The 21,764-nt window shown below is 70.5% G+C and carries 22 protein-coding genes; 11 read left to right on the top strand and 11 right to left on the bottom strand.

Translation table 11 applies throughout. The annotated features are described in order from the left end of the window. Positions 1 to 7: 7 nt before the first annotated feature. From HB662_RS12170 to hrcA, 4 genes are read right to left on the bottom strand one after another with little or no spacing between them, the layout of a single operon-like run. Positions 8 to 775, bottom strand: a complete 768-nt coding sequence (locus tag HB662_RS12170; RefSeq protein WP_168049966.1) for a LutC/YkgG family protein — start codon at positions 773 to 775, stop codon at positions 8 to 10. Next, a complete protein-coding gene (locus HB662_RS12165) occupies positions 772 to 1,017 on the bottom strand; it encodes a hypothetical protein (protein ID WP_168049965.1) in 246 nt (81 codons plus the stop codon). Before HB662_RS12165 ends, HB662_RS12170 begins: the two co-directional genes overlap by 4 nt. Further along, entirely contained in the window at positions 1,014 to 2,459 is a 1,446-nt protein-coding gene (locus tag HB662_RS12160; protein ID WP_168049964.1) for a LutB/LldF family L-lactate oxidation iron-sulfur protein, read from the bottom strand. Before HB662_RS12160 ends, HB662_RS12165 begins: the two co-directional genes overlap by 4 nt. Before the next feature lie 44 nt (positions 2,460 to 2,503). Next, on the bottom strand, positions 2,504 to 3,544 hold the full coding sequence (gene hrcA / locus HB662_RS12155; RefSeq protein ID WP_245185581.1) for a heat-inducible transcriptional repressor HrcA: 1,041 nt from the start codon (positions 3,542 to 3,544) through the stop codon (positions 2,504 to 2,506). A gap of 263 nt (positions 3,545 to 3,807) precedes the next feature. On the opposite strand from hrcA, the gene HB662_RS12150 reads away from it, so the two are divergent. The 4 genes from HB662_RS12150 (at position 3,808) to HB662_RS12135 (ending at position 5,532) form a co-directional block, all read left to right on the top strand. Beyond that, the gene (locus tag HB662_RS12150) at positions 3,808 to 4,023 is read left to right on the top strand and encodes a hypothetical protein (RefSeq protein ID WP_168049962.1); all 216 of its coding nucleotides are present in this window, start codon (positions 3,808 to 3,810) and stop codon (positions 4,021 to 4,023) included. Between the two features lie 69 nt (positions 4,024 to 4,092). Beyond that, positions 4,093 to 4,524: a hypothetical protein gene (locus HB662_RS30115; protein WP_456305472.1), complete on the top strand. Its 432-nt coding sequence runs from the start codon at positions 4,093 to 4,095 to the stop codon at positions 4,522 to 4,524. A 32-nt stretch (positions 4,525 to 4,556) separates the two neighbouring features. Beyond that, complete coding sequence (locus tag HB662_RS12140) at positions 4,557 to 5,201, top strand: lytic transglycosylase domain-containing protein (protein ID WP_168049961.1); 645 nt, start codon at positions 4,557 to 4,559, stop codon at positions 5,199 to 5,201. A gap of 79 nt (positions 5,202 to 5,280) precedes the next feature. Next, positions 5,281 to 5,532: a GlsB/YeaQ/YmgE family stress response membrane protein gene (locus HB662_RS12135; protein ID WP_168049960.1), complete on the top strand. Its 252-nt coding sequence runs from the start codon at positions 5,281 to 5,283 to the stop codon at positions 5,530 to 5,532. A gap of 13 nt (positions 5,533 to 5,545) precedes the next feature. Here HB662_RS12135 and HB662_RS12130 read toward each other — a convergent pair whose 3' ends face one another. Further along, positions 5,546 to 6,133, bottom strand: a complete 588-nt coding sequence (locus tag HB662_RS12130; protein WP_168049959.1) for a D-Ala-D-Ala carboxypeptidase family metallohydrolase — start codon at positions 6,131 to 6,133, stop codon at positions 5,546 to 5,548. Between the two features lie 92 nt (positions 6,134 to 6,225). Further along, positions 6,226 to 7,191: a glutathione synthase gene (gene gshB / locus HB662_RS12125; RefSeq protein WP_168049958.1), complete on the bottom strand. Its 966-nt coding sequence runs from the start codon at positions 7,189 to 7,191 to the stop codon at positions 6,226 to 6,228. A 119-nt stretch (positions 7,192 to 7,310) separates the two neighbouring features. Between gshB and HB662_RS12120 the strand changes: the two genes are divergently transcribed. The 4 genes from HB662_RS12120 to HB662_RS12105 are packed head-to-tail and all read left to right on the top strand — an operon-like array spanning position 7,311 to position 10,219. Further along, positions 7,311 to 8,150 carry a shikimate dehydrogenase gene (locus HB662_RS12120; RefSeq protein ID WP_209443243.1) on the top strand — a complete coding sequence of 280 codons (840 nt, stop codon included), beginning with the start codon at positions 7,311 to 7,313 and terminating at the stop codon, positions 8,148 to 8,150. Next, entirely contained in the window at positions 8,147 to 8,731 is a 585-nt protein-coding gene (gene coaE / locus HB662_RS12115; RefSeq protein WP_168049957.1) for a dephospho-CoA kinase, read from the top strand. The genes HB662_RS12120 and coaE overlap by 4 nt, the downstream gene beginning before the upstream one ends. Before the next feature lie 3 nt (positions 8,732 to 8,734). Continuing rightward, positions 8,735 to 9,439: a DNA polymerase III subunit epsilon gene (dnaQ, locus tag HB662_RS12110; RefSeq protein ID WP_168049956.1), complete on the top strand. Its 705-nt coding sequence runs from the start codon at positions 8,735 to 8,737 to the stop codon at positions 9,437 to 9,439. Between the two features lie 9 nt (positions 9,440 to 9,448). Beyond that, entirely contained in the window at positions 9,449 to 10,219 is a 771-nt protein-coding gene (locus tag HB662_RS12105; RefSeq protein WP_168049955.1) for a (Fe-S)-binding protein, read from the top strand. Positions 10,220 to 10,223: 4 nt separating this feature from the next. Here HB662_RS12105 and HB662_RS12100 read toward each other — a convergent pair whose 3' ends face one another. The 3 genes from HB662_RS12100 to mutS are packed head-to-tail and all read right to left on the bottom strand — an operon-like array spanning position 10,224 to position 16,581. Continuing rightward, complete coding sequence (locus HB662_RS12100) at positions 10,224 to 10,919, bottom strand: DUF4410 domain-containing protein (protein WP_168049954.1); 696 nt, start codon at positions 10,917 to 10,919, stop codon at positions 10,224 to 10,226. A gap of 53 nt (positions 10,920 to 10,972) precedes the next feature. Next, positions 10,973 to 13,771, bottom strand: coding sequence for a [protein-PII] uridylyltransferase (locus HB662_RS12095; RefSeq protein ID WP_168050103.1), 2,799 nt, complete (start codon positions 13,769 to 13,771; stop codon positions 10,973 to 10,975). Positions 13,772 to 13,776: 5 nt separating this feature from the next. Then, positions 13,777 to 16,581, bottom strand: a complete 2,805-nt coding sequence (gene mutS / locus HB662_RS12090; RefSeq protein WP_342449493.1) for a DNA mismatch repair protein MutS — start codon at positions 16,579 to 16,581, stop codon at positions 13,777 to 13,779. 150 nt (positions 16,582 to 16,731) lie between these two features. On the opposite strand from mutS, the gene HB662_RS12085 reads away from it, so the two are divergent. Together HB662_RS12085 and HB662_RS12080 are read left to right on the top strand one after the other, a co-directional pair. Next, the gene (locus HB662_RS12085; RefSeq protein ID WP_171970242.1) at positions 16,732 to 19,041 is read left to right on the top strand and encodes an NADP-dependent malic enzyme; all 2,310 of its coding nucleotides are present in this window, start codon (positions 16,732 to 16,734) and stop codon (positions 19,039 to 19,041) included. Positions 19,042 to 19,057: 16 nt separating this feature from the next. Beyond that, positions 19,058 to 19,489: a DUF488 domain-containing protein gene (locus HB662_RS12080; RefSeq protein ID WP_168049952.1), complete on the top strand. Its 432-nt coding sequence runs from the start codon at positions 19,058 to 19,060 to the stop codon at positions 19,487 to 19,489. A 2-nt stretch (positions 19,490 to 19,491) separates the two neighbouring features. Here the strand turns inward: HB662_RS12080 and HB662_RS12075 are convergent, their stop codons facing one another. Beyond that, positions 19,492 to 19,632, bottom strand: coding sequence for a hypothetical protein (locus tag HB662_RS12075; protein WP_168049951.1), 141 nt, complete (start codon positions 19,630 to 19,632; stop codon positions 19,492 to 19,494). A 175-nt stretch (positions 19,633 to 19,807) separates the two neighbouring features. On the opposite strand from HB662_RS12075, the gene HB662_RS12070 reads away from it, so the two are divergent. Beyond that, positions 19,808 to 20,641 (top strand): FkbM family methyltransferase, encoded by an 834-nt coding sequence (locus HB662_RS12070; protein ID WP_168049950.1) that lies wholly within the window; start codon positions 19,808 to 19,810, stop codon positions 20,639 to 20,641. On the opposite strand, the gene HB662_RS12065 is transcribed toward HB662_RS12070, so the two are convergent. Beyond that, positions 20,642 to 21,640: a Bug family tripartite tricarboxylate transporter substrate binding protein gene (locus HB662_RS12065; RefSeq protein ID WP_168049949.1), complete on the bottom strand. Its 999-nt coding sequence runs from the start codon at positions 21,638 to 21,640 to the stop codon at positions 20,642 to 20,644. It lies immediately after the preceding gene. Between the last annotated feature and the right edge of the window lie 124 nt (positions 21,641 to 21,764).

Below are 21,764 nucleotides of genomic sequence, written 5' to 3'. Positions count from 1 at the left end.
GGGAAGGTCAATCGCCCGGTGCGGCGGGGGCGCCCGGCTGGGTGGTGGCCTCGGCGCGGGCCTCGGAAGGGCTTTCCATGCGCGGCGCGGGCTCATCCTCCACCAGCAGGATGTGCAGGCGGCGCGGGCCATGCGCGCCGAGCTCCAGCGTCTGCTCGATATCGGCGGAGCGGGAGGGGCCGGTGACCAGCATGATGTTGCGCGGCATGAAGCCGCCGGTCAGCGCATCCGGCGCGCCGGCGCGCAGCCGGTCCCAGGCTTCCTCATAGGCGCCGACCACGTCGGACGCCCGCAGCACGGCGATCTCGGTATCCGGCAGCAGGTTCAGCGTGGTCGGGCGCTGCGCGTCGGAGGGCAGTACCAGCGTGCCGGTCTCGGCGATGCCGGCCCAGGCATGCTGCAGGGACACGGCATCGGCGGCCTCGGCGCGGCGCGCCTCCCGCTCCAGCATCGGGCGGGTGGACCAGTCGATATCGGTGAGGTCCGGGTGCGGCGCCATCACCAGGCGGGAGGGCAGGTTCTGCGCCGCCAGGTAATCCGCCACGGCGGCGGGGATGGCGGCGTGGTCCGGCACGCGTTCGACCGTGCCGAATTCCTTTTCGACATTGCGGATGAACAGCGCGATCTGCTCGGCGCGTGGCAGGCGCGACCGGGCCGGGATCAGGTGGCGCGGATGGGTGGCGATGCGCCCGGCCAGCATGGCCTGCTGGTCCGCCGGCAGCGGGCCGCGCTTCAGGCCGCGGCGGATCGCGCCGAGGATGGCGTCCTTGCTCATCGCTGTTCGTCTTCCATCGCGTCGCGTACCGCCTGTTCCAGCTTGGCCAGCGCGCCCTCGATCCGGTCGAGGTCCTCGTTCAGCCGCGCCGCGGGCGTGTCGGCGTCGATGCGGGCGTAGATTTCCTCCAACGTGCCCGTAGGCCGCGGGGTGCTGCGCGTGGGAACGCTCTGGTCGGGAAAGCGGTAGCCATGGATGCGCTCCGCCTCATCGCCTGCCGGCAACATCTTGTCGTTGCTCATCGGCGCGCCGCCCGCTGATCCGCCGCCTTCTGGGCCTTGTACCGCGCCATGAAGGTGCCGCCTGGTTCGGGCACCGGCAGGTCCCGCCCCGCGGTCCAGCCGCTGGCCAGCGGCAGGGAGGTGAACTTGCCCTTGCCGCGACCGAGCAGCGACAGCGCGCCGATGCCGAGCTTTGTCGCCATGCGGTACAGCCCCGGCCGCTTGGCGAACCAGGCCCAGAAGGCGAGGCCGGAGCGCACGGATTGCGGTGACAGATGCCGCTCGAATTCCCGTTCGCGCCAATGGCGCATCAGCTTCGGCAGCGGGATTTTCACGGGGCAGACGCTCTCGCATTTGCCGCAGAAGGTGCTGGCGTTGGGCAGGTTGCCGGCCTTGTCGATGCCGATCAGCGTCGGCGTCAGGACGCTGCCCATCGGGCCGGGATAGACCCAGCCATAGGCATGGCCGCCGGTCACGCCATAGACCGGGCAGTGGTTCATGCAGGCGGCGCAGCGGATGCAGCGCAGCATCTCCTGGAAATCCGTGCCGATCATGTTGGACCGGCCATTGTCGATCAGGACCACATGATAGTCCTCCGGCCCATCCAGATCGCCTTCGCGCCGGATGCCGGTGGAGAAGGTGGTATAGACCGAGAAGTCCTGGCCGGTGGCGGACCGGGCGAGCAGGCGCAGCAGGCTGGTCGCATCCTCCAGCGTCGGCACGACCTTCTCGATCGACGCCAGCACGATGTGGGTCTTCGGCAGGGTCTGCGTCAGGTCGCCATTGCCCTCATTGGTGACGATGACGCTGCTGCCGGTCTCGGCGATCAGGAAATTGGCGCCGGTGATGCCGACATCCGCCGCGAGGAAGCGGGACCGCAGCTTGGTGCGGGCCTCCGCCATGATGTCGCTGCGCTCATGGAAGACGCGGTCCTTCGGCAGCTCCGTGTGGATCTCGCGGAAGGTGCTTTCCCAATCCTCGCGGTTCAAATGGAAGGCCGGGCCGATGATGTGGCTCGGCGGCTCCTTGCGGATCTGCAGGATGTATTCGCCGAGGTCGGTTTCCACCGGCTCGATGCCATGGGCTTCCAGGTGCTCGTTGATGCCGAGCTCCTCGGAGATCATCGACTTGCCCTTGGTGACCGTGCGCGCGCCCTTGTCGCGGCAGATCTTCAGGACAGCGGCGCGGGCTTCATCGGCGGTCGAGCACCAATGGACGGTGCCACCGGCGCGTTCCACCTGGGCGGCATAGGCCTCCAGGTAGAAATCCAGATTGGCGAGGGTGTGGTTCTTGATGTCGCGGCCGATGTCGCGCAGCCGCTCGAATTCCGGCAGCGCGGCCACGGCGGCGGCGCGTTTGCCGTGCGACGTGCCCTTGCTGCGGTCGAGCGCCTTCTGCAGCCCGGCATCGGCCAAAGCGCGGGCGGCATTCGCCTTGAAGGCGGGGGAGGTGATGTGGACCACGGGCGCTCTCCTGCTTGCGGCAGATATAGCGCGGGTTGCGCCTGCTAGCCCAGCAGGCGCCCGATCACGCGTGCCGTGTAATCCACCACCGGGATGATCCGGCCGTAGTTGATCCGCGTCGGCCCGATCACGCCGATGGCCCCGACGATCTGCTCCGCCCCGTTGCGGAAGGGGCTGACCACCATCGAAAGCCCGGCGCTGTCGAACAGGCCGCTTTCCGCGCCGATGAAGATCTGCACCCCCTCCCCCCGCTGCGCCAGGTCGAGCAGCCGCAGCATCGTCTCCTGCGCTTCCAGCCGCTCGAACAGCGCCTGGATGTCCTGCACGCGCTGGGCGTGGTCCAGGTTCTGCAAAAGCTTGGCCTGGCCACGCAGGATCAGCGACCCGCCGGCGCCGCCGGACCAGGTGCCGAGCCCGGCCTCGATCACCTGATGCGTCAGCGCATCCAGCGCGGTGCGGTTGGCGGCGATTTCCTGCGCCACCGTGCCGCGCGTCTCCTCCAGCGTGCGGCCCGAAAGCCGCGCATTCAGGTAGTTGCTGGCCTGTTGCAGGGCGGAAGGCGGCAGGCCGAGCGGCACCTCGATGACGCGGTTCTCCACCTGGCCATCGGCCGTCACCAGCACCACCAGCGCCCGGCCGGTGCCCAGCGCCACGAATTCGATGTGCCGCACAGGCGCTTCCCGCTTCGGTGCCACCACCAGCCCGGCGGCCCCGGCAAGGCCGGACAGCATCTGGCTGGCCTCGCCCAGCGTTTCCTGCAGCGAACGCCCGCCCGCGGCGCAGCGCGCGGTGATGGCGTCCCGCTCCTCCTCCCCCAACGCGCCGAATTGCAGCAGCCCGTCGACGAACAGGCGCAGCCCGCGTTCGGTCGGCAGCCGCCCGGCGGAGGTGTGCGGGGCGAATAGCAGCCCGGCATCCTCCAGATCCGCCATGACGTTGCGGATGGTGGCGGGGGACAAGGCTTGCGGCAGGCGGCGCGACAGGGTGCGGGACCCCACCGGCTCCCCGGTCGCCACATAGGTTTCCACCAGCTCGCGGAAGATGGCCGCGCTGCGGTCGTCCAACCCGGGCGGCAGAGGGCTCATCGCGGGCGACCCGGTGGGGCGCGGCGGCCTGGTGATTGGACCCATAGGGGGCGTGTCCCAAACCGTGAAGTTGCAAGGGGATGACGCTAGGGGGCCGGCTGTGGCCGGGTCAACCACCTGCGTCTCTACCCGCAATGTCGGGCGCCGATGCCCTGGTGGCAAGGTTTCGACACACTTGCGCCACGCGGCGGTTACGACGCCCGGCCTAGCCTGCACCCGGATGAGGTGGAAGGAGGCCTGGAGATGCGGCAACGGTGGGGGAAATGACGGCGCTGTTCACCGCGGCGTCGCTGTTGCTGGCCGGCGGGGCGGGGGTGCTGTCCTCCCTGCTTGTCGCGCCGGTGCGGGGGGCCGGGCGGATGGTGGCGCTGCTGCTGGCCTCCACGGCCGCGGTGGGGCTCGGCCTGCTGTTGCTGGTCGGGCCGCCGGAAGCGGGGGTCTTCCTGACCGGCCTGGGAAACGGCAGCGCCTGGCTCTGACGGAGACGGGATGTTCCGCCGGGATCGGCCGGGCGTAGCAGGACCGCTTCCAGGGCGGAGGACATGACCATGCAGCAGCAGATCTCGGTGATCACCCTCGGCGTCGCCGATCTTGCCCGGTCGCGGACCTTCTATGGGTCCGGCTTCGGCTGGAATCCGGTCTTCGAGAATGCGGAAGTCATCTTCTACCAGATGAACGGCCTGATGCTCGGCACCTGGCTGCGGCAGGCGCTGGACGCCGACATGAACGACGCCGGACGCACCGGTTCATCCTCCTACGCGCCACAACGTGGCGGCGCGGGAGGATGTGGTGCCGGCCATGGAAAGGCTGGTCGGCGCGGGCGGGTGCCTGATGCGCGCCGCCGACGCGCCGCCACATGGCGGCTTCAGGGGCTACGTCGCCGATCCGGATGGACACCCCTGGGAAATCGCCTGGAATCCCGCCTGGACCATCGATGCGCGCGGCCTGGTTACCTTCGGCCTGTGACCCGCGGAGGTTGACGCGATGGGCGCGGGACGGGCAGGTGGCGTGCATGCTGCGCCCTGTCCTTCTCGCCGCGCTGCTCGTCGCATCCGCCACCGCGTCCGCCCAGCCGGCGGCTTCGGGAACGGATGACCCCTGGACCGCCTGCACCCGCGCCATTTCGGCGGCGGAGGCGCGGAGCGGGATTCCCGACGGGCTGCTGCTGGCCATTGCCCGGGTCGAGAGCAGCCGCGCGCGCCCCGGTGGCGGCGCCGCGCCCTGGCCCTTCGCGCTGAATGCCGGCGGCGAGAGCCTGTTCCCGGAAACCGCGGCGGAAGCGGTGGAGACGGTGCGGGCGCTGCGGGAGGATGGGCGGCGTTCCATCGATGTCGGCTGCATGCAGGTGAACCTGATCTACCATCCGGACGCCTTCCCGGACCTCGCCCAGGCCTTCCACCCGCCGACCAACGTTGCCTATGCGGTGCGCTTCCTGCGGGAGCTGCGCGGCCGCACCGCAAGCTGGGCGGAGGCGGTGGCGCAATACCATTCGATGGAGCCGGGCCGCGGCCTCGCCTACCACACGCGCGTCCGTGTGGCGCGTGGTGCGGCGCTGGCGCCGCGGGCGGTGGCCGGGCTGTGCGCGCCGGGGCTGCGGGCACGGTTGGTGATCCCGCCCGGCGCCGGCGCCCGGCCGCGCCTGGTGTGCCGAAGGTAGCCAGGCTGGCAGATCGCCCGTTGGCGGGAACCCGCGCGGCGTTGCACGGTTACAACGACATCACGCGGAGCGACGGGACATGGGTTTCATCTGGACGATCATCATCGGCTTCCTTGCCGGTGCGCTGGCCAAATTCCTGATGCCGGGGCGCGACCCGGGCGGCTTCATCATCACCATCCTGCTGGGCATCCTGGGCGCCGTGGTGGCGACCTGGCTGGGCCAGGCGGTGGGCTGGTACCGGGCCGGCGAGGGTGCGGGCTTCATCGGTGCGGTGGTCGGCGCGGTGATCGTGCTGGCGGTGTTCCGGGCGGTGGCCGGGCGCCGCGCCTGATCCGTGCCGCGCCTCACTCCGACATCTTGCTGGTCATGCCGCGGGTGTCGATGTGGGTGAAGTTCTCGGACGGGTAGGCGTGGATATAACCCTTGAAGGCGAACCACACGCCGAAGGGCCCAAGCTTCCAGAGCCGTGGCAGTTCCCCGAACGGGATGGTGCCGGCGGAGACCTTTTCCGCCTTGCGCTCGAACAACACCGGGGAGTGGGACATCTTCCCCGAATTGCTCCATTCCTTCAGGATCTTCTCCACCTCCGTGCAGTCCATGCCGGAGACTTTGAAGTCGATCGCGGTGAAGGCCATGTGCTGGCTCGTCTTCGCCCGCCCGGTATAGCCCATGGTCTTGTCGGAGGAGGCCTGGTTGTAGGCCTCGCTGCGATAGATGCTCACCAGGCTGATCGACTTGCCCAGGTGCTCGCGCAGCGCGTCCAGCACGATGATGGTGGGGATGATGTTGTCACACAGCTTCTCGGGCGGCTTGCTGTTGGCCGTGCCGAACTTGTTCCTGGCGGAGGTCCGGGCCAGCAGCTCGGACGCGTTGAAGTATTTCAGCCCGGCCGCACCGATCCGGGCGGCGAACTTGGTCTTGTAGTCGGACATTGCCGCATCCTCCCGCCCCGCAGGATGGGGGGGAGATGCGGCAGCCGCATTTCACCGCGCGTCGCGATGTGCCGGCGAATGTTTCACGTGGATCAGCCGCCAGCCTTGGTTTCGCTGACCTTGGCTTCAATGGCATCCCACAGCGCGCGTTCCAGATGCACGCCGTCGAAGCGGGCGATTTCCTGCAGCCCGGTGGGGGAGGTGACGTTGATCTCGGTCAGGTAGCCGCCGATCACGTCGATGCCGACGAAGATCAGCCCGCGCGCCTTCAGCTCAGGCCCGATGGCGGCGCAGATTTCCTTCTCCCGGTCCGTCATGGTGGTCTGGGTGGCCTTGCCGCCGACATGCATGTTGGACCGCGCCTCGCCGGCCGCCGGCACGCGGTTGATGGCGCCCATCGGCACGCCATCGACCAGGATGATGCGCTTGTCGCCTTCCCGCACGGCCGGGACGTATTTCTGGATCACCAGCGGCTCCCGCGACCGCTCCGTGAACATCTCCACCAGCGCATTCATGTTCGGATCATCGGGGCGCAGGTGGAAGACGCCGGCGCCGCCATTGCCGAACAGCGGCTTGATGATGATGTCGCCGTGCTTTTCCCGGAACTTGCGGATCTGGCCGATGTCGGCGGTGACCAGGGTCAGCGGCATCAGCTCGGGGAAATGGGTGACGTACAGCTTCTCCGGCGCGTTGCGCACGCTGGCCGGGTCGTTCACCACCAGGGTCTTCGGGTGGATGTGTTCCAGGATGTGGGTGGCCGTGATGTAGGCCATGTCGAAGGGCGGGTCCTGGCGCATCAGCACCACATCCACCTCGCCCAGATCCAGTTCCTCGGTCGCGGCCAGGGTGAAGTGGTTGCCCTTCTCGCGGCGCACCTCGACCTTCTGCGCCTGGGCCAGCACGCGGCCGCCGAGCAGCGCCAGGTCGCGCACATGATAGTGCCACAGCGCATGGCCGCGGGCCTGGGCTTCGAGCATCAGGGCGAAGGTGCTGTCGCCGTCGATGTTGATGGAGGCGATGGGGTCCATCTGGACCGCGACCTTGAGGTTGCGCGCCATGGGGGGTTCTCCGTTCCGGCCCTTCCTGTCGCATTGCCGGCGCCCGGTTGAAAGAGGGGCCCGCAACCATTGACGTGCCACCATTGACCGGCGCGGCTGCGGCGGGGCACTTCACGGGGATGAACATCCTAACCGGCAAGGCCCGCAAGGCCGGCGTGCTCGGCTGGCCCGTGGCGCATTCCCGCTCACCGCGGCTGCATGGCTTCTGGCTGGCGCGGCACGGCATCGATGGCGCCTACCTGCCCTTGCCGGTGCGGCCTGAGCATTTCGTCGATGCTGTCCGGGCGCTGTCCCGGCTGGGGTTTGCCGGGGCGAATGTGACCATCCCGCACAAGGAAGCGGCCTTTGCGCTGTGCGATGCGGTGGATGCGGTGGGGCAGCGGGCCGGGTCGGTGAATACGCTGTTCTTCCGGGACGATGGCCGGATCGAGGGCACCAGCACGGATGGCTGGGGCTTCCTGGAATCCATCCGGGAACAGGCGCCAGGCTGGCAGGCGGGCGATGGGCCGGCCGTGATCCTGGGCGCCGGCGGCGCAGTGCGGTCGGTCGCCGCCGCACTGCTCGATGCCGGTTGCCCGAGGCTGGTGCTGGCCAACCGCACCGTGGCGCGGGCGGAGGCGCTGGCGCGGGATCTCGGCGGGCCGGTCGAGGTGACGGACGCGCCGCGGCTTGAGGACGCTTCCCTGCTGGTCAACGGCACCTCGCTCGGCATGGCCGGTGAGCCGCCGCTGGAGATCGACCTGGCCCCGCTGCCCGCCTCGGCGGTGGTGGCGGACATGGTCTATGTTCCGCTGGAAACCGCCCTGCTGGCCCAGGCACGCGGGCGCGGCCTGCGGGCGGTGGATGGGCTCGGCATGCTGCTGCACCAGGCGCGGCCCGGTTTTCATCAGTGGTTCGGCGTCGCCCCCACCGTGGATGCGGAACTGCGCCAATTCGTCGCGGCGGATCTGCTGGCGTGAGGATCATCGGCCTGACCGGCAGCATCGGGATGGGCAAATCGACCGCCGCCAACACCTTCCGCCGCCTGCGCGTGCCGGTCTTCGATGCCGATGCCGCCGTGCATGCCTTGCAGGGGCCGGGCGGCGCGGCCGTCACCCCGGTGGAGGCCGCCTTCCCCGGCACCACGACCGAAGGCCGCGTGAACCGGGAGGCGCTGCGCAGCCGCGTGCTGGGCGACCCGGCGGCGCTGAAGCGGCTGGAGGGCATCATGCATCCGCTGGTGCGCCGGGCCGAAAACCGCTTCCTGGCGGCCTGCCGGCGGAGGGCGGAGGCGCTGGCGGTGCTCGATATTCCGCTGCTGCTGGAAACCGGCGGCCAGAAGCGGGTGGATTTCGTGCTGGTCGTCTCCGCCCCCGCCGCCGTGCAGCGGGCCCGGGTGCTGCGCCGCAAGGGGATGACGCCGGACCGCCTGGCCGCCATCCTCGCCCGGCAGATGCCGGATGCGCGAAAACGCCGCTTGGCCGATGAGGTCATCCATACCGGCCAGTCCCGCCACCACGCCCAGCGCCAGATCCGCGCGCTGGTCCGAAGGATGCGTTAGCCCATGCGCCAGATCGTGCTGGATACCGAGACCACCGGCCTCGACCCCGCCTCCGGCGACCGGGTGATCGAGGTGGCGGCGATCGAGATCTTCAACTTCATGCCGACGGGCGCGACGTTCCACGAGCTGGTGGACCCAGAGCGCGACATCCCCGAGGAAGCCACCCGCGTGCACGGCATGACGGTGGAGATGCTGCGCGGCAAGCCGCTGTTCCGCGACATCGCCGGGCGGATGCTGGATTTCCTGGGCGACAGCGAGATCATCGCCCACAACGCGCCCTTCGATTTCGGCTTCCTGGATGCGGAGCTGGTGCGCGCCGGCCATAAGCGCCTGGACCGCGCGCGGATGGTGGACAGCCTGGCGGTGGCCAAGCGGCGCTATCCCGGCCTGCCGAACAGCCTGGATTCGCTGTGCCGCCGCCTCGGCGTCGATAACACCATGCGGACGGCGCATAACGCGCTGCTCGACGTGAAGCTGCTGGCCGAAGTCTACCTGGAGCTGATGGGCGGCAAGCAGCCGGGCCTGGAACTCGCCGCCCGGGCCGCCCGCCCGGTGGCCATGGGCAGCATCGTGGTGGCGCCGGTCGCCCGCACGCCGCGACCCATCGTGCCGAGCGAAGACGAGCTGGCAGCCCATGCCGCCTTCGTCGCCAAGAAGCTGAAGGACCCGCTCTGGGTCAGCCTCGCCGAGCCGCAGCCGCTGTCATAAGGTAGCAAGATGACCCCGACCCGCCCCCGCGTCGCGCTGTTCGTCACCTGCCTGGTGGATCTGTACCGTCCCTCGGTCGGCTTCGCCGCGCTGAAGCTGCTGGAGCAGGCGGGGTGCGAGGTGGTGGTGCCGGAAAGCCAGACCTGCTGCGGCCAGCCCGCCTATAATTCCGGCGACCGCGCCACCGCCACCGAACTGGCCCGCGCCGTGGTCGATGACTTCCTGCGCTTCGACTATGTGGTGGCGCCGTCAGGCTCCTGCGCCGGGATGATCAGCCACCACTTCCCGGGGCTTTTCGCCGATGACCCGCATTACCGCGGCAAGGCGGAGGCGCTGGCCGCGAAGACGCATGAGCTGGTCTCCTTCCTGGTCGATGTGCGCGGCATGACCCAGGTGGAGGCGAAGTTCGACGGCATCGCCACCTATCACGACAGCTGCTCTGGCCTGCGCGAACTCGGCGTGAAGGCGCAGCCGCGCAAGCTGCTGGGTTCGGTCGCCGGCCTGGCACTGCGCGAAATGGGCGACAGCGAGCTGTGCTGCGGCTTCGGCGGCACCTTCTGCGTGAAATACCCCGACATCTCGACCCGCATGGTGGGCGACAAGACCAAGGACATCATCGCCACCGGCGCCGACACGCTGCTGGCCGGCGACCTCGGCTGCCTGCTGAACATGGCGGGCAAGCTGGGCCGGGAAGGCTCGCTTGTGCAGGTGCGGCATGTGGCGGAGGTACTGGCGGGGGTGACGGAGGAGGTGGCGCCGATCGGGATGGTGAAGGGGTAGCGCCTCACCGCCACCCCTGCGCCGTCGCATACGCCACAATCCGGTCCGCCGTTCCCCGCGCCAGCGCGCCGATCTCCTGCGGCCCACGCGCCTTGCCCATCGCGCCGCGGATCGCGGTGCCGGCCACCACCAGGCCCGCGCCGCGCCCGGCGCCGAGCACGCCGCCGGGCATGCGGCCGCTATCGGCATCCAGCGCGAAGCCATCCACCACGCGCGGCGCTGCCGTTGCCGGATCCAGGAAGGCCAACTCCGCGGTGCCTGCCACCCGGCTCGCACCGAGCCCGAAGCCAACCACGGCGCGGCGTGCGCGGTTGCCTTCCTCCAGCGCGCTGAAGCGGCCACGCACCAGCAGGCGTGGCGTGGCGGGGCCGGCCTCGGTGGCGGGGACTGCTGCAAAGCCGCGTTCACGCAGCGCGGTCACCAACGCGCCCTGGAAGCCGGCGATCGCCTCCTCCGCCGCCGTACGCCGCGCGGCGCCGTCATTGCCGTCCATCGCCCGCCGCGCCCGCAGCAGCGGCGCGCCGTCCAGCGTGACCTGGCTGGGGTCCAGCGCAAAGCGCTCCACCACGATCTGCGCCGGCGCCGGCAGGCGTTCCGCGGCGGGCTGGCCGGGCGCAGGCGTGGCCAGCGGGGCGACATTGGCCTGGGCGCAGGCGCCGAGCAGCAGCAGGGCAAGCAGGGAGGTGAAGCGACGGGTCATCGGGCGTTCCTCAGAGGATCGCCCTGTTGTACCGCACGCGATCCAAAATGCCTTCAGACGATCCGCACGGACCCGTCATTCGGCATGTCCGGCGCGCCGAGCGCCACCAGCAGCGCGCTGCGCAGCGAGGCCAGCTTGCGCTCGTTCTCCACCTTCAGGCCGAACACGTCCTTCACATAGAAGACGTCCACCGCCCGCACGCCATAGGTGGTGATGTGGGCGCTGGCGATCTGCAGGCCCTGGCCGCTGATCGCCGCCGTCACCGCATGCAGCAGCCCTGGCCGGTCGCGGCCATTCACCTCGATCACGGTGTGGGTGTTCGACGCATGGTTGTCCAGCACCACGCGGGGCGGGATGGTCACCGCGCGCAGCCGGGCGGGTTCGCGCCGCACCTTGGCGATCTCCGCCTCCAGCCGCAGGCGGCCGGACAGCGACTGCTCGATCAGCACGGAGAGCCGCGCCAGGCGGTGCGGTGCGTCGAAGGCGCCGCCGGCGGCGTCCTGCACCCAGAAGGTGTCCAGCGCCATGCCGTTGGTCATGGTGTGGATCCGCGCATCGACGATGCTGGCCCCCGCCACCGCCAGCGCGCCGGCGATGCGGCTGAACAGGCCGGGGTGGTCGGAGCAGTAGACGGTGACCTCGGTGACGGAGCGGGCCTCGATCACCCGGCTGCGAACCGTCAGCGGGGCGTTGGCGGCTTCCGCCTCGCGGATCATCTCGGCGTGGCGGGCATGCGTCTCGGGGTCGAAGGACAGCCAGTAGCCGGGATAGCCGAGGCCGAGGAACAGATCCGTCTCGGCCTTGGTCTGGTGCGTCAGCAGTGCCGCCGCGGCGGCCCGGGCGCGGGCCACGCGGGTGTCGCGTTCCGGCACGGAGAGACCGCCGGCCAGCACCTCCGCCACGCGCCAGTACAATTCGCGCAGCAGCGTTGCCTTCCAGCCATTCCACACCTTGGGCCCGACAGCGCGCATATCGGCCACCGTCATCACCAGCAGCAGCCGCAGCCGCTCCGGTGACTGTACGGTCTCGGCGATATCCAGAATGGTCTTCGGGTCGTCGATGTCGCGCTTGAAGGCGGTCTGGCTGATCAGCAGGTGGTTCAGCACGAGCCAGGAGACGGTCTCCGTCTCCTCCGGCGAAAGGCCGAGCTTGGGACAGATCTCCAGTGCGATCTGCGCGCCGAGTTCCGAATGGTCGCCGCCGCGCCCCTTGGCGATGTCGTGCAGCAGGACGGAGACATACAGCGCGCGGCGGGATTGCACCTGGCCGATCAGCTCGGAGGCGACCGGCGCTACCTCCCCCAGCTCGCCGCGTTCGAGGGCGGCCAGCACGCCGATCGCCTCGATCGTGTGCTCCTCCACGGTGAACACGTGGTAGGTGTCGAACTGCATCAGGCCGACGATGCGCGCCCAGTCCGGCATGAAGCGGGACAGGAAGCCCACCTCGTTCAGTACGCGCATGAAGCGCGCCGGGTCGCGGCCGGTCAGCAGATCCAGGAACAGCGCATTGGCCGGCGGGTCGTCCCGCAGATGCACGGCGTAGCGGGCGTTGCGGATCAGCGCGCGATGGGCGAGCGGGTGGATCTCCAGGTTGCGGTCGCGCGCGGCGCGCACCAGGCGCAGCATGATGGCCGGGTCGGCGGCGATGTTGCGGTCCGGCGCGAACAGCACTTTCCCGTCTGCCAGCGCCATGCCGGCCTGGGACAGCGCCGCATCGCCGGCGGGCAGCACCGCGGGCGGGCCGAGCGCGGCGCGTTCGATCGCCGGTTCCAGCAGGCGGGTCAGGCGCACCACGTCCCGTGCCGTCAGGAACAGGTGCTTCATGAAGCGCTCGACGCCGTCCTGCACACCATGCCGTGTGTATCCCATCCGGGCACCGACGACGGGCTGCAGGTCGAAGGTCAGGCGTTCCTCGGCACGGCCGGTCACGTAGTGCAGGTGGAAGCGGACGGTCCAAAGGAAGTTCCAGGCGCGGCGGATGGCGCGCGCCTCCTGCGGCGTCAGCAGCCCGCCACCCGGGCTGTCCGCGCCGACCAGTTCGGGCATGCGCAGCACGCCGAAGGCATGGCGAGCCAGCCAGTACAGCGTCTGCAGGTCGCGCAGCCCGCCGCGGCCTTCCTTCACATGGGGTTCCACCAGGAACGGGCTTTCGCCGTAGCGGGCGTGCCTCGCCTGGCGTTCCGCCCGCTTGGCGGCGAGGAAGGGCGCCAGGCCGCTGGCCTTGCGGGCGGCGAGGAAGGCGGTGTCGAAACGCTCGAACACCGGGCGTTCGCCGGCCAGGAAGCGGGCATCGATAAGCGCGGTCTGGATGGTGACGTCGCCGCGCGAATCCTCGATGCATTCGGACAGGGTGCGCGTTGCGTGCCCGACCTTCAGGCCGAGATCCCACAGCAGGTACAGCAGGAATTCCACCGAACGCCGCCCTTGCGGGCCGAGCGGCTGGTCGGACAGGAACAGCAGGTCGATGTCGGAATAAGGCGCCAGGACGCCGCGGCCGTAGCCGCCGGTGGCGATCAGGGCGAAGGGCGCCTCCACCGCGCCATTCGGCGCATCCGCCGGATTGGCACAGACCGCGAGGGTGTAGGTGTGGATGGCCGAGACGATGCCATCCGTCAGCGCGGCCAGCCAGCGGGCGGCGCCCAGGCCGGACAGGTCATGCGCCTCGAAGGCCCGCTGCACGCGGCCCTGGATGCGGCCGAGCTGTCGCCGCAGCAGGCCGAGGGCGATATCACGGGCGACCGGGCGGCCATGTTCAACCAGCCCTGCGATCAGGTCCGGCAGGACCTCGGGCGGTTCGGCGGGTAGCGCGAGAGCGGCCGCCGGGGATGGCGGTTGGCCGAGGCTGGCGATCATCCTTGTCACACTACCGTGTCACCCGTCGCAGCAACAGTCTTCTCGTGTTGCGGTGCAGTAACTTCCGCACCCGGATCGGTTTTCTGATCCGCGAGCGATTTCAATCGGTAGAGCGCATCCTGCGCTTCACGCGGGGAGAGCGTATCGGGGTCCAATTCCGCCAGCAATGCGTGCAGCGGACTGGCCGGTGCCGCCTGGGCGGTTGGTGCTGCCTGGGCAAATAGCGGCAATTCCTCCGCCAGCGCATCGTGGCCACCGGCGCGGGCGCGGGTTTCCAGCGCGGCCAGCACCTCCGCCGCGCGCTTCAGCACCGGGCGCGGAACGCCGGCCAGGCGCGCGACATGCACGCCCCAGGACCTTTCGCTGGCGCCGGGGCCGACCAGGTGCTGGAACACCACCTCCCCGCGCCATTCCCGCACCTGCATCCGGGCAAGCTGCACTTCCGGCAGGCGCCCGGCCAGTGCGGTCAATTCGTGGAAATGACTCGCAAAAATGGCGCGGCAGCGGATGCGGTCGTGCAGCGCCTCCAGCACCGCCCAGGCAATCGCCAGGCCGTCCCAGGTCGCGGTGCCGCGGCCGACCTCGTCCAGCACGACCAGCGACCGGGCGGTGGCCTGGTTCAGGATGGCGGCGGTTTCCGCCATCTCCACCATGAAGGTCGACCGCCCGCCGGCGATGTCGTCGCCGCCGCCGACGCGGGAGAACAGCCGGTCCACCAGCCCCATCCGGGCCGCGGTGGCCGGCACGAAAAGTCCCGCCTGGGCGAGCACCACCATCAGCGCATTCTGCCGCAGCCAGGTGGATTTGCCGGCCATGTTGGGCCCGGTCAGCAGGCAGAGCCGGCGTCCGGGCGACAGATCGCAATCATTCGGTACAAAAGCCGGGCCCCGGGCCCGCTTCTGCACCGCCTCCACCACCGGATGGCGGCCTGCGGTGATGCAGAATTCCGCGCGCTCCGTCAGCTCCGGCCGGCACCAGCCGCCTTCGGTGGCGAGCTGCGCGCTGGCAGCGTGCAGGTCGAGCTCCGCCAAAGCGCGGGCGGCCGCCGCGATGGCGGTGCCCTGGTCCAGCGCCAGGCGCTTGAGGTGGGCGATGCAGGCGCGTTCCCGTGCCGTCGCGCGTTCCCCGGCCTCCGCCACCTTGCGGTCCAGCTCGGCCAGCGCCGTGCAGGTGAAGCGCATGGCGTTGGCCATGGTCTGGCGCAGGATGGGCGAGAGCGGCTGGCCGGCGGCCACCGGCGGGGACTGCACCAGTTTTTGGCCGGCGGCGGCCGGTAGTTCGGCGAGGAAGCCGAATTGCTGGTGGTGGCGGATCTTCAGGCTGGCGACGCCCCAGGCCTGCGCCAGGTCCATCTGCAGCGCCGCCACCGCCTCCCGCGCTCCGTCCCGCAGGCGGCGCAGCGCGTCCAATTCGCCATCGTAGCCGGCGGCGATCACCCCGCCATCCTCCAGCCGCGCCGGCATTTTTTCCGAGTTCAGCGCGCGGCCGAATTCGGCGGACAGCGCCGGGTCCAGGCGCAAGGCGGCCCGGGAAGCGCCGATCAGCGGCGGCGGCGGAATGGGCGCGTTGGCCAGCGCATCGGCGGCCGCCTCGGCGCGGGCAAAGCCGCCGGCGAGTGCCGCCAGGTCGCGTGGGAAGAAGCGGTCCAGCGCCAGGCGGCCGAGCGCGCGGGCCATGTCCGGCGCGCCCTTCAGCGTGCCGCGCAGCGCCATCCGCGTGGCCTCCGCGCCCAGCAGGAAGGACACGGCATCATGCCGGTCGGAGACGGCGGCTACCTCCGCCAGCGGAGCGGCCAGCCGCGCGGCCAGTTCGCGCGCCCCTGCTGCGGTCAGCGTGCGGTCCACCGCGGCGAACAGGGTGGCTTCCGTGCCGCCGCGCTGGTCGCGGAGGATCTCCAGGCTGCGGCGCGTCGCCGCGTCCAGCGCCAGCGTGCCGGCGGCACCCGCCTGCGGGCGGGGCGGGTCCAGCCGCGGCAGGGCGCCGGCCTGGGTTTCCCGGACATAGGACAGCGCCAGGGCGGCGGCGGCGAGCTCGGCCTCGGTGAAACGGCCGAAACCGTCCAGCGTCGCGACGCCGAAGGCCTCCCGCAGCAGGCGGGCGGGGTCGCGCGGCGGGGCGCGTTCGGCGATGCGGCCGGGCAGGCGCTGGGCGAGGTCGGGCAGCTCGGCCAGGTCCCGCGGCGCGCAGGCCTCCACCGGCTCGATCCGCGCCAGCAGCGCGCCGAGGTCGCCGCGCGGCAGGGCCATGGTCTCGAAGCCGCCGGTCGAGACATCGACCCAGGCGGCGGCGAAGCCACCTTCCGCCTCGGCCAGCGCCAGCAGCCAGGCGGGGCGGGCGGCGTCCAGCAGGCCATCTTCCGTCACCGTGGCGGGGGTGACGACGCGCACCACCTCGCGCCGGATGGTCGGCGCCTTGCGCTTCTTCGCCTGTTCCGGCGTTTCCATCTGGTCGCAGATGGCGACCCGGTGGCCCTGCCGGATCAGCCGGGCGAGGTAGGCTTCCCAGGCATGCACCGGCACGCCGCACATCGGCACCGGCTGGCCGCGATGCTCGCCACGGAAGGACAGCGCGATGTCGAGCGCGGCGGCGGCGGTTTCCGCATCGCCGAAGAACATCTCGAAGAAATCGCCCATGCGGAAGAAGACCAGCGCATCCGGATGCGCGGCCTTGGCGACGAACCATTGGGCGAGGGCGGGGGTCGCGCCTTCGGCGCGCGGATAGTTGGCGCCTTCGGCGCGCGGATAGGTCGCGCTTTCGGCGCGCGGGACGCTCTCGCCTTCGGCGGCGGGGATGTGGGGCGGATCGCTCACCTGCCTTCGATAGACCGCCACGCCGCGCCTGCGAAGGGCCTCCTGCTTAACCCGCCAAAGCTGCACAACGCAGCTGCGAAGCGGCTGTCTTCCCAGGCTCGCCGGAGGCTGCGATGAAGAGGGGAAGTGAGTTGGGGAAGACACGAAACCATGGATGACGCGCGCAAGGAACCGGGCGAGGCGCTGGCCGATACCCGCACCGCCCGCATCACGGAGCAGGAAGCGCTGGCGATGCATGCCGAGGGCCGGCCGGGCAAGCTGGAGATCCGGCTGACCAAGCCGCTGACCACGGCGCGCGACCTGTCGCTCGCCTACAGCCCCGGCGTGGCGGCGCCCTGCCTGCACATCCACAAGAACCCGGCGCTGGCCTATGACTACACCAGCAAGGGCAATTTCGTCGCCGTCATCAGCAACGGTACGGCGGTGCTGGGGCTGGGCAATCTCGGCGCGCTGGCCAGCAAGCCGGTGATGGAGGGCAAGGTCGCGCTGTTCAAGCGCTTCGCCGATGTCGATGGCATCGACCTGTGCCTCGATACCGAGGATGTCGACGCCTTCGTCAACTGCGTCCGCTATCTCGGCCCGTCCTTCGGCGGGATCAACCTGGAGGACATCAAGGCGCCCGAATGCTTCGTCATCGAGCAGCGGCTACGCGAGCTGATGGACATTCCGGTGTTCCACGATGACCAGCACGGCACCGCCATCGTCGCCGCCGCCGGCCTCATCAACGCCTGCCACCTGACCGGCCGCGACCTGAAGTCCGTGAAACTGGTGATCAACGGCGCCGGCGCCGCGGCGGTGGCCTGCGCCGAGCTGGTGAAGGCCATGGGCATCCACCCGCAGCACGTGATCCTGGCCGACACCAAGGGCGTGATCTATCGCGGTCGCACCGAGGGCATGAACCAGTGGAAGTCGGCGCATGCCGCCGACACGGCCTGCCGCACGCTGGCCCAGGCGATGGAGGGCGCCGACTGCTTCATGGGCCTGTCCGTGAAGGGCGCCGTGACGCCGGAGATGGTGCGGTCCATGGCCGCCCATCCGATCATCTTCGCGATGGCCAACCCGGACCCCGAGATCACGCCGGATGAGGCGCGCGCGGTGCGGCCGGATTGCATCATCGCCACCGGCCGCAGCGACTATCCGAACCAGGTCAACAACGTGCTTGGCTTCCCCTTCATCTTCCGGGGCGCGCTCGATGTGCGGGCCAGCACGATCAACGACCAGATGAAGGTCGCGGCGGCCAATGCGCTGGCGTTGCTGGCGCGCGAACACGTGCCGGAGGAAGTGGCGGGCGCCGGGGCTGGCAAGTCGCTGCGCTTTGGCCCGGAGTACATCATCCCCAACGCCTTCGACCCGCGCCTGATCAGCCGCATTCCGCCCGCCGTCGCCAAGGCGGCGATGGAATCCGGCGTGGCGCGCAAGCCGATCATCGACCTGCACCGCTATGCGCGGGATCTCGCCGGCCGGCTGGATTCCACCGCGCATGCGATGGAGGCGATCGCCGAGCGGGTGCAGGCCAATCCGCGCCGCGTGGTCTTCGCCGAGGGCGAGGAGGAACGGGTGATCCGCGCCGCCATCGCCTTCCGCAACGCCGGCTACGGCACGCCGGTGCTGGTCGGGCGCGAGGACCGGGTGAATGCCGTGGTGGCCGGCCTCGGCATCGCGATGCCGGAGGGGATCGAGATCCACAATGCGCGGGTCTCCCACCGCAACACCGCCTATGCCGAGTGGCTCTACGCCAAGAAGCAGCGTGAGGGGTTCCTGCAGCGCGACTGCCAGCGCCTGGTGAACCTGGACCGCAACGTGTTTGCCGCCTGCATGGTCGCGGCCGGCGATGCGGATGCGATGGTCACCGGCGCCACGCGCAGCTACGCCGCGACGCTGGAAGGCGTGCTGACGGCGATCGACCCGGCGCCGGGCACGGTGCTGTTCGGGCTGACGCTGATGCTGGCGCGGCGGTCCGGCACCGTGCTGGTGGCCGATACCGCCATCCATGAGCGGCCGGATGCGGCGACGCTGGCCGAGATCGCCACCAAGGCCGCGGCGGCGGCGCGTCGCCTGGGGCATGAGCCGCGCGTCGCCTTCCTGTCCTTCTCCACCTTCGGCGATCCGAAGGGCAGCATCCCGGGCAATGTGCGGGATGCGGTGAAGCTGCTCGACCAGCGGGAGGTGGATTTCGAATACGATGGCGAGATGGCGGCCGACGTGGCGCTGGACCCCGGGCTGCGCGCCAGCCTGTATCCCTTCTGCCGCCTGACGGGTCCGGCCAATGTGCTGGTGATGCCGGGCCTGCATGCGGCGCATATCCTGACCAAGGCGGCCCCAAGGCTGACCTCGGCGCAGACCATCGGCCCGCTGCTGATGGGCCTGTCCGCGCCGGTGCAGATCGTCGGCATGGAAGCGGGCGTGAACCAGATCCTGGACATCGCCTGCCTCGCCGCCCACGCTGCCCTGCCGAAGTAGCGATGGCGAAGTAGCGATGGCCGAGCGCGTCTGCACCATCGGGTATGAGGAGGCGACGCCGGCGCGGCTGATCGCCGCCTTGCAGGCGCAGGGCATCGCCACGCTGGTCGATGTCCGCGCGCTGGCGAACAGCCGCAAGCCCGGCTTCGCCAAGCGGGCGCTGTCCGCCGCGCTGGCGGAGGCCGGGATCGGCTATCTCCATGTCCCGGCGCTTGGCACCCCGGCGGAGGGTCGCGCCGCGGCCCGCGCCGGAAGGCCGGCGGAGATGCGGCGCATCTTCGGCGCGAAGCTGGCAGGGCTGGAGGGCCAGGCCGCGCTGGCCGCACTGTCTGCCCAGGCGCGGGCGGAGCCGGTCTGCCTGCTGTGCCTGGAGGCCGACCCTTCACAGTGCCACCGCACCCTGGTGGCCGAGGCGGTGGGCCTGCCGGTGCGGCATCTGGTGCCGTAGAGCTAGCCGGGGCCCCTGCCGCGTCCCCCGAGGTAGCGGCGCTCCGGCCGGTAGGTCAGCCAGCGGCGCAGCCCGCGCAGGAAATCGCGGATCGGGGTCGGTGCGCGGAAGCCAAAGGGGCCGAAGCTGTGGGTTGCGGACATGGGGAAGGGCTCCCTGGTTCGGGTTCGCCCTCCTGGCGTCGCGGCATATGGGCCGGGGCCTCACGCTACGCCGGCACTATTAACCGCTGGTTGAGGCCGTGCGCGGGATTTTGGCGGGATGCGCCCCGCCGGCTATGCTGGGCGCCGCGATCCCCATTCCGAAGGTGGCCGAAGCGTGTTCCGACGCATTTTCTCCTCCCGCTCCGGCCCGGCCCGGCCTGACCCGGCATCCCGCAACACCTACTGCTTCCTCGGCAACCGGGCGGTGGCGCTGACCCATTCGGGGCTGAAGATCTTCCTGGATGTGCGGGATGTCGGCATGACGCCGCATATCGCGCTGTCCGGTGAATGGGAGCGTCATGTCGAACGCCTGCTGCGCCGGCTGCTGAAGCCCGGCGCGCAGGTGGTCGAGGTGGGGGCCAGCATGGGCTACCACACCCTCGCCATGGCGCAGGCGGTGGGCGCGGAGGGCCATGTGCATGCCTTCGAGGCCAATCCTCGCGTGCTCGCTCTGCTGAAGGACAGCGTCACGGTGAACGGCTTCGACGGCCGCGTCACGGTGCATGCGGCGGCCGCGCTGGCCGAGCCGGGGCGCGTCGCCTTCGCCGTGCATCCCGCGCATATCGGCAGCGGCCATGTGGCGTTGGCGGAGACGGTGGCGGGCTATCCGGAGCGTTTCGAGGCGCGCGGCGTGCGCATCGACGATGCGCTGGCGGCGTTGCCGGCGGCTGATCTGATGCGGCTGGATTGCGAGGGCAGCGAGCCGCAGGCGCTGCGCGGGGCGGAGGCGCTGATCCGCCGGTCGCCGGACCTGATGATGGTCACCGAATGGGACACCCACATGATGGGCGCGCGGGAGGATGTGGCCGCCTTCGAGGCCTGGCTGCGCGGCCTCGGCCTGGTGCATGTGCAGGAGATCACCGCCGGCGGGCTGAAGCCGCTGGCCGAGGGCAGCCTGGCGGGGCTGACCCATGCGGATCTGCTGCTGTCCCGCCGGCCGCTCGGCTAGCTACCCGTCCAGCCGGATCCCCAGCTCCCGGATCAGCGGCCGCCAGACGGCATTCTCCCGCTGCACGAATTCGGAGAACTGCGCCGGGGTCCAGGGCTGGTACTCGATGCCGAGGTCGGCGAGCCGCTTCGCGATGTCGGCGGAGGTCATGGCGCGCACCATCTCCTGCGCCAGCCGGGCGACGATGGGGCCGGGCGTGCCGCTGGGCACGCTCATGCCCTGCCAGCCATAGGCCACCGCCTCGGCATGGCCGAGTTCCCGCAGGGTCGGCACATCCGGGAACAGGGCGCTGCGCGTCTCGCTCATCACGCATAGCGCGCGGACGCGGCCATCCTTGATGAAGGGGGTGCCGGTGGCGGTGTCGATCACCACCACATCGACATTGCCGGCCAGCAGGTCCTGCATCGCCGCCGGGCCGCCGCGATAGGGCACATGTTCCCCGGCCAGCCCGGTGCGGCGCTTCACCAGTTCCATCGCCAGGTGGTGCGGCGATGCGACGGCCGGCGTGCCATAGGTCGGCGCGCGTGCCTTCGAGGCTTCGACCAGCCCCGCGAAATCCCGCACCGGGTCATCCGGCCGCACCACGATGAACAGCGGGAAGCGCCCGATGAAGCCGACGCCGGTGAAATCCCGATCCGGATTGTAGGGCAGCCGCCCATACAGCGCCGGATTATAGACCAGGATGCCGTTGTCGACATGCATCCAGGTGTAGCCATCCGCCGGGCTGCGGGCGACCATTTCGCTGGCCAGGACGGCGCCACCGCCGGGGCGGTTCTCCACCAGCACGTTCTGGCCGAGCCGCGGGGTCATCTGCGCCGCGATCAGCCGGGCGAAGGCGTCGGAGGCGCCACCGGGCGGATAGCCGACGATCCAGCGCAGCGGCCGCTCCGGCCAGCCAGCCGGCATGCTGCCCTGGGTGCTGCCTTGGGCGCGCGCGCCCGGCATGCCGGCGATTCCCGCCAGCCCGATCCCTGCCAAAACCTCGCGACGCCCGACCATGCCACGCCTCCGTCCTGCTGCGCGCATCATGCGGCCTGGCGTGGCGGGCGCAACACCGCCAGCGCGCCCCTGGCCCGCAGCGGCGCGCATTTCGCCGCGAAATCGGGCGAAGGGCGCCGCCGAA

The organism is Falsiroseomonas frigidaquae (assembly GCF_012163145.1).
GTDB classification, from domain to species: domain Bacteria; phylum Pseudomonadota; class Alphaproteobacteria; order Acetobacterales; family Acetobacteraceae; genus Falsiroseomonas; species Falsiroseomonas frigidaquae.
This window is presented reverse-complemented; position numbering and strand designations above follow the sequence as displayed.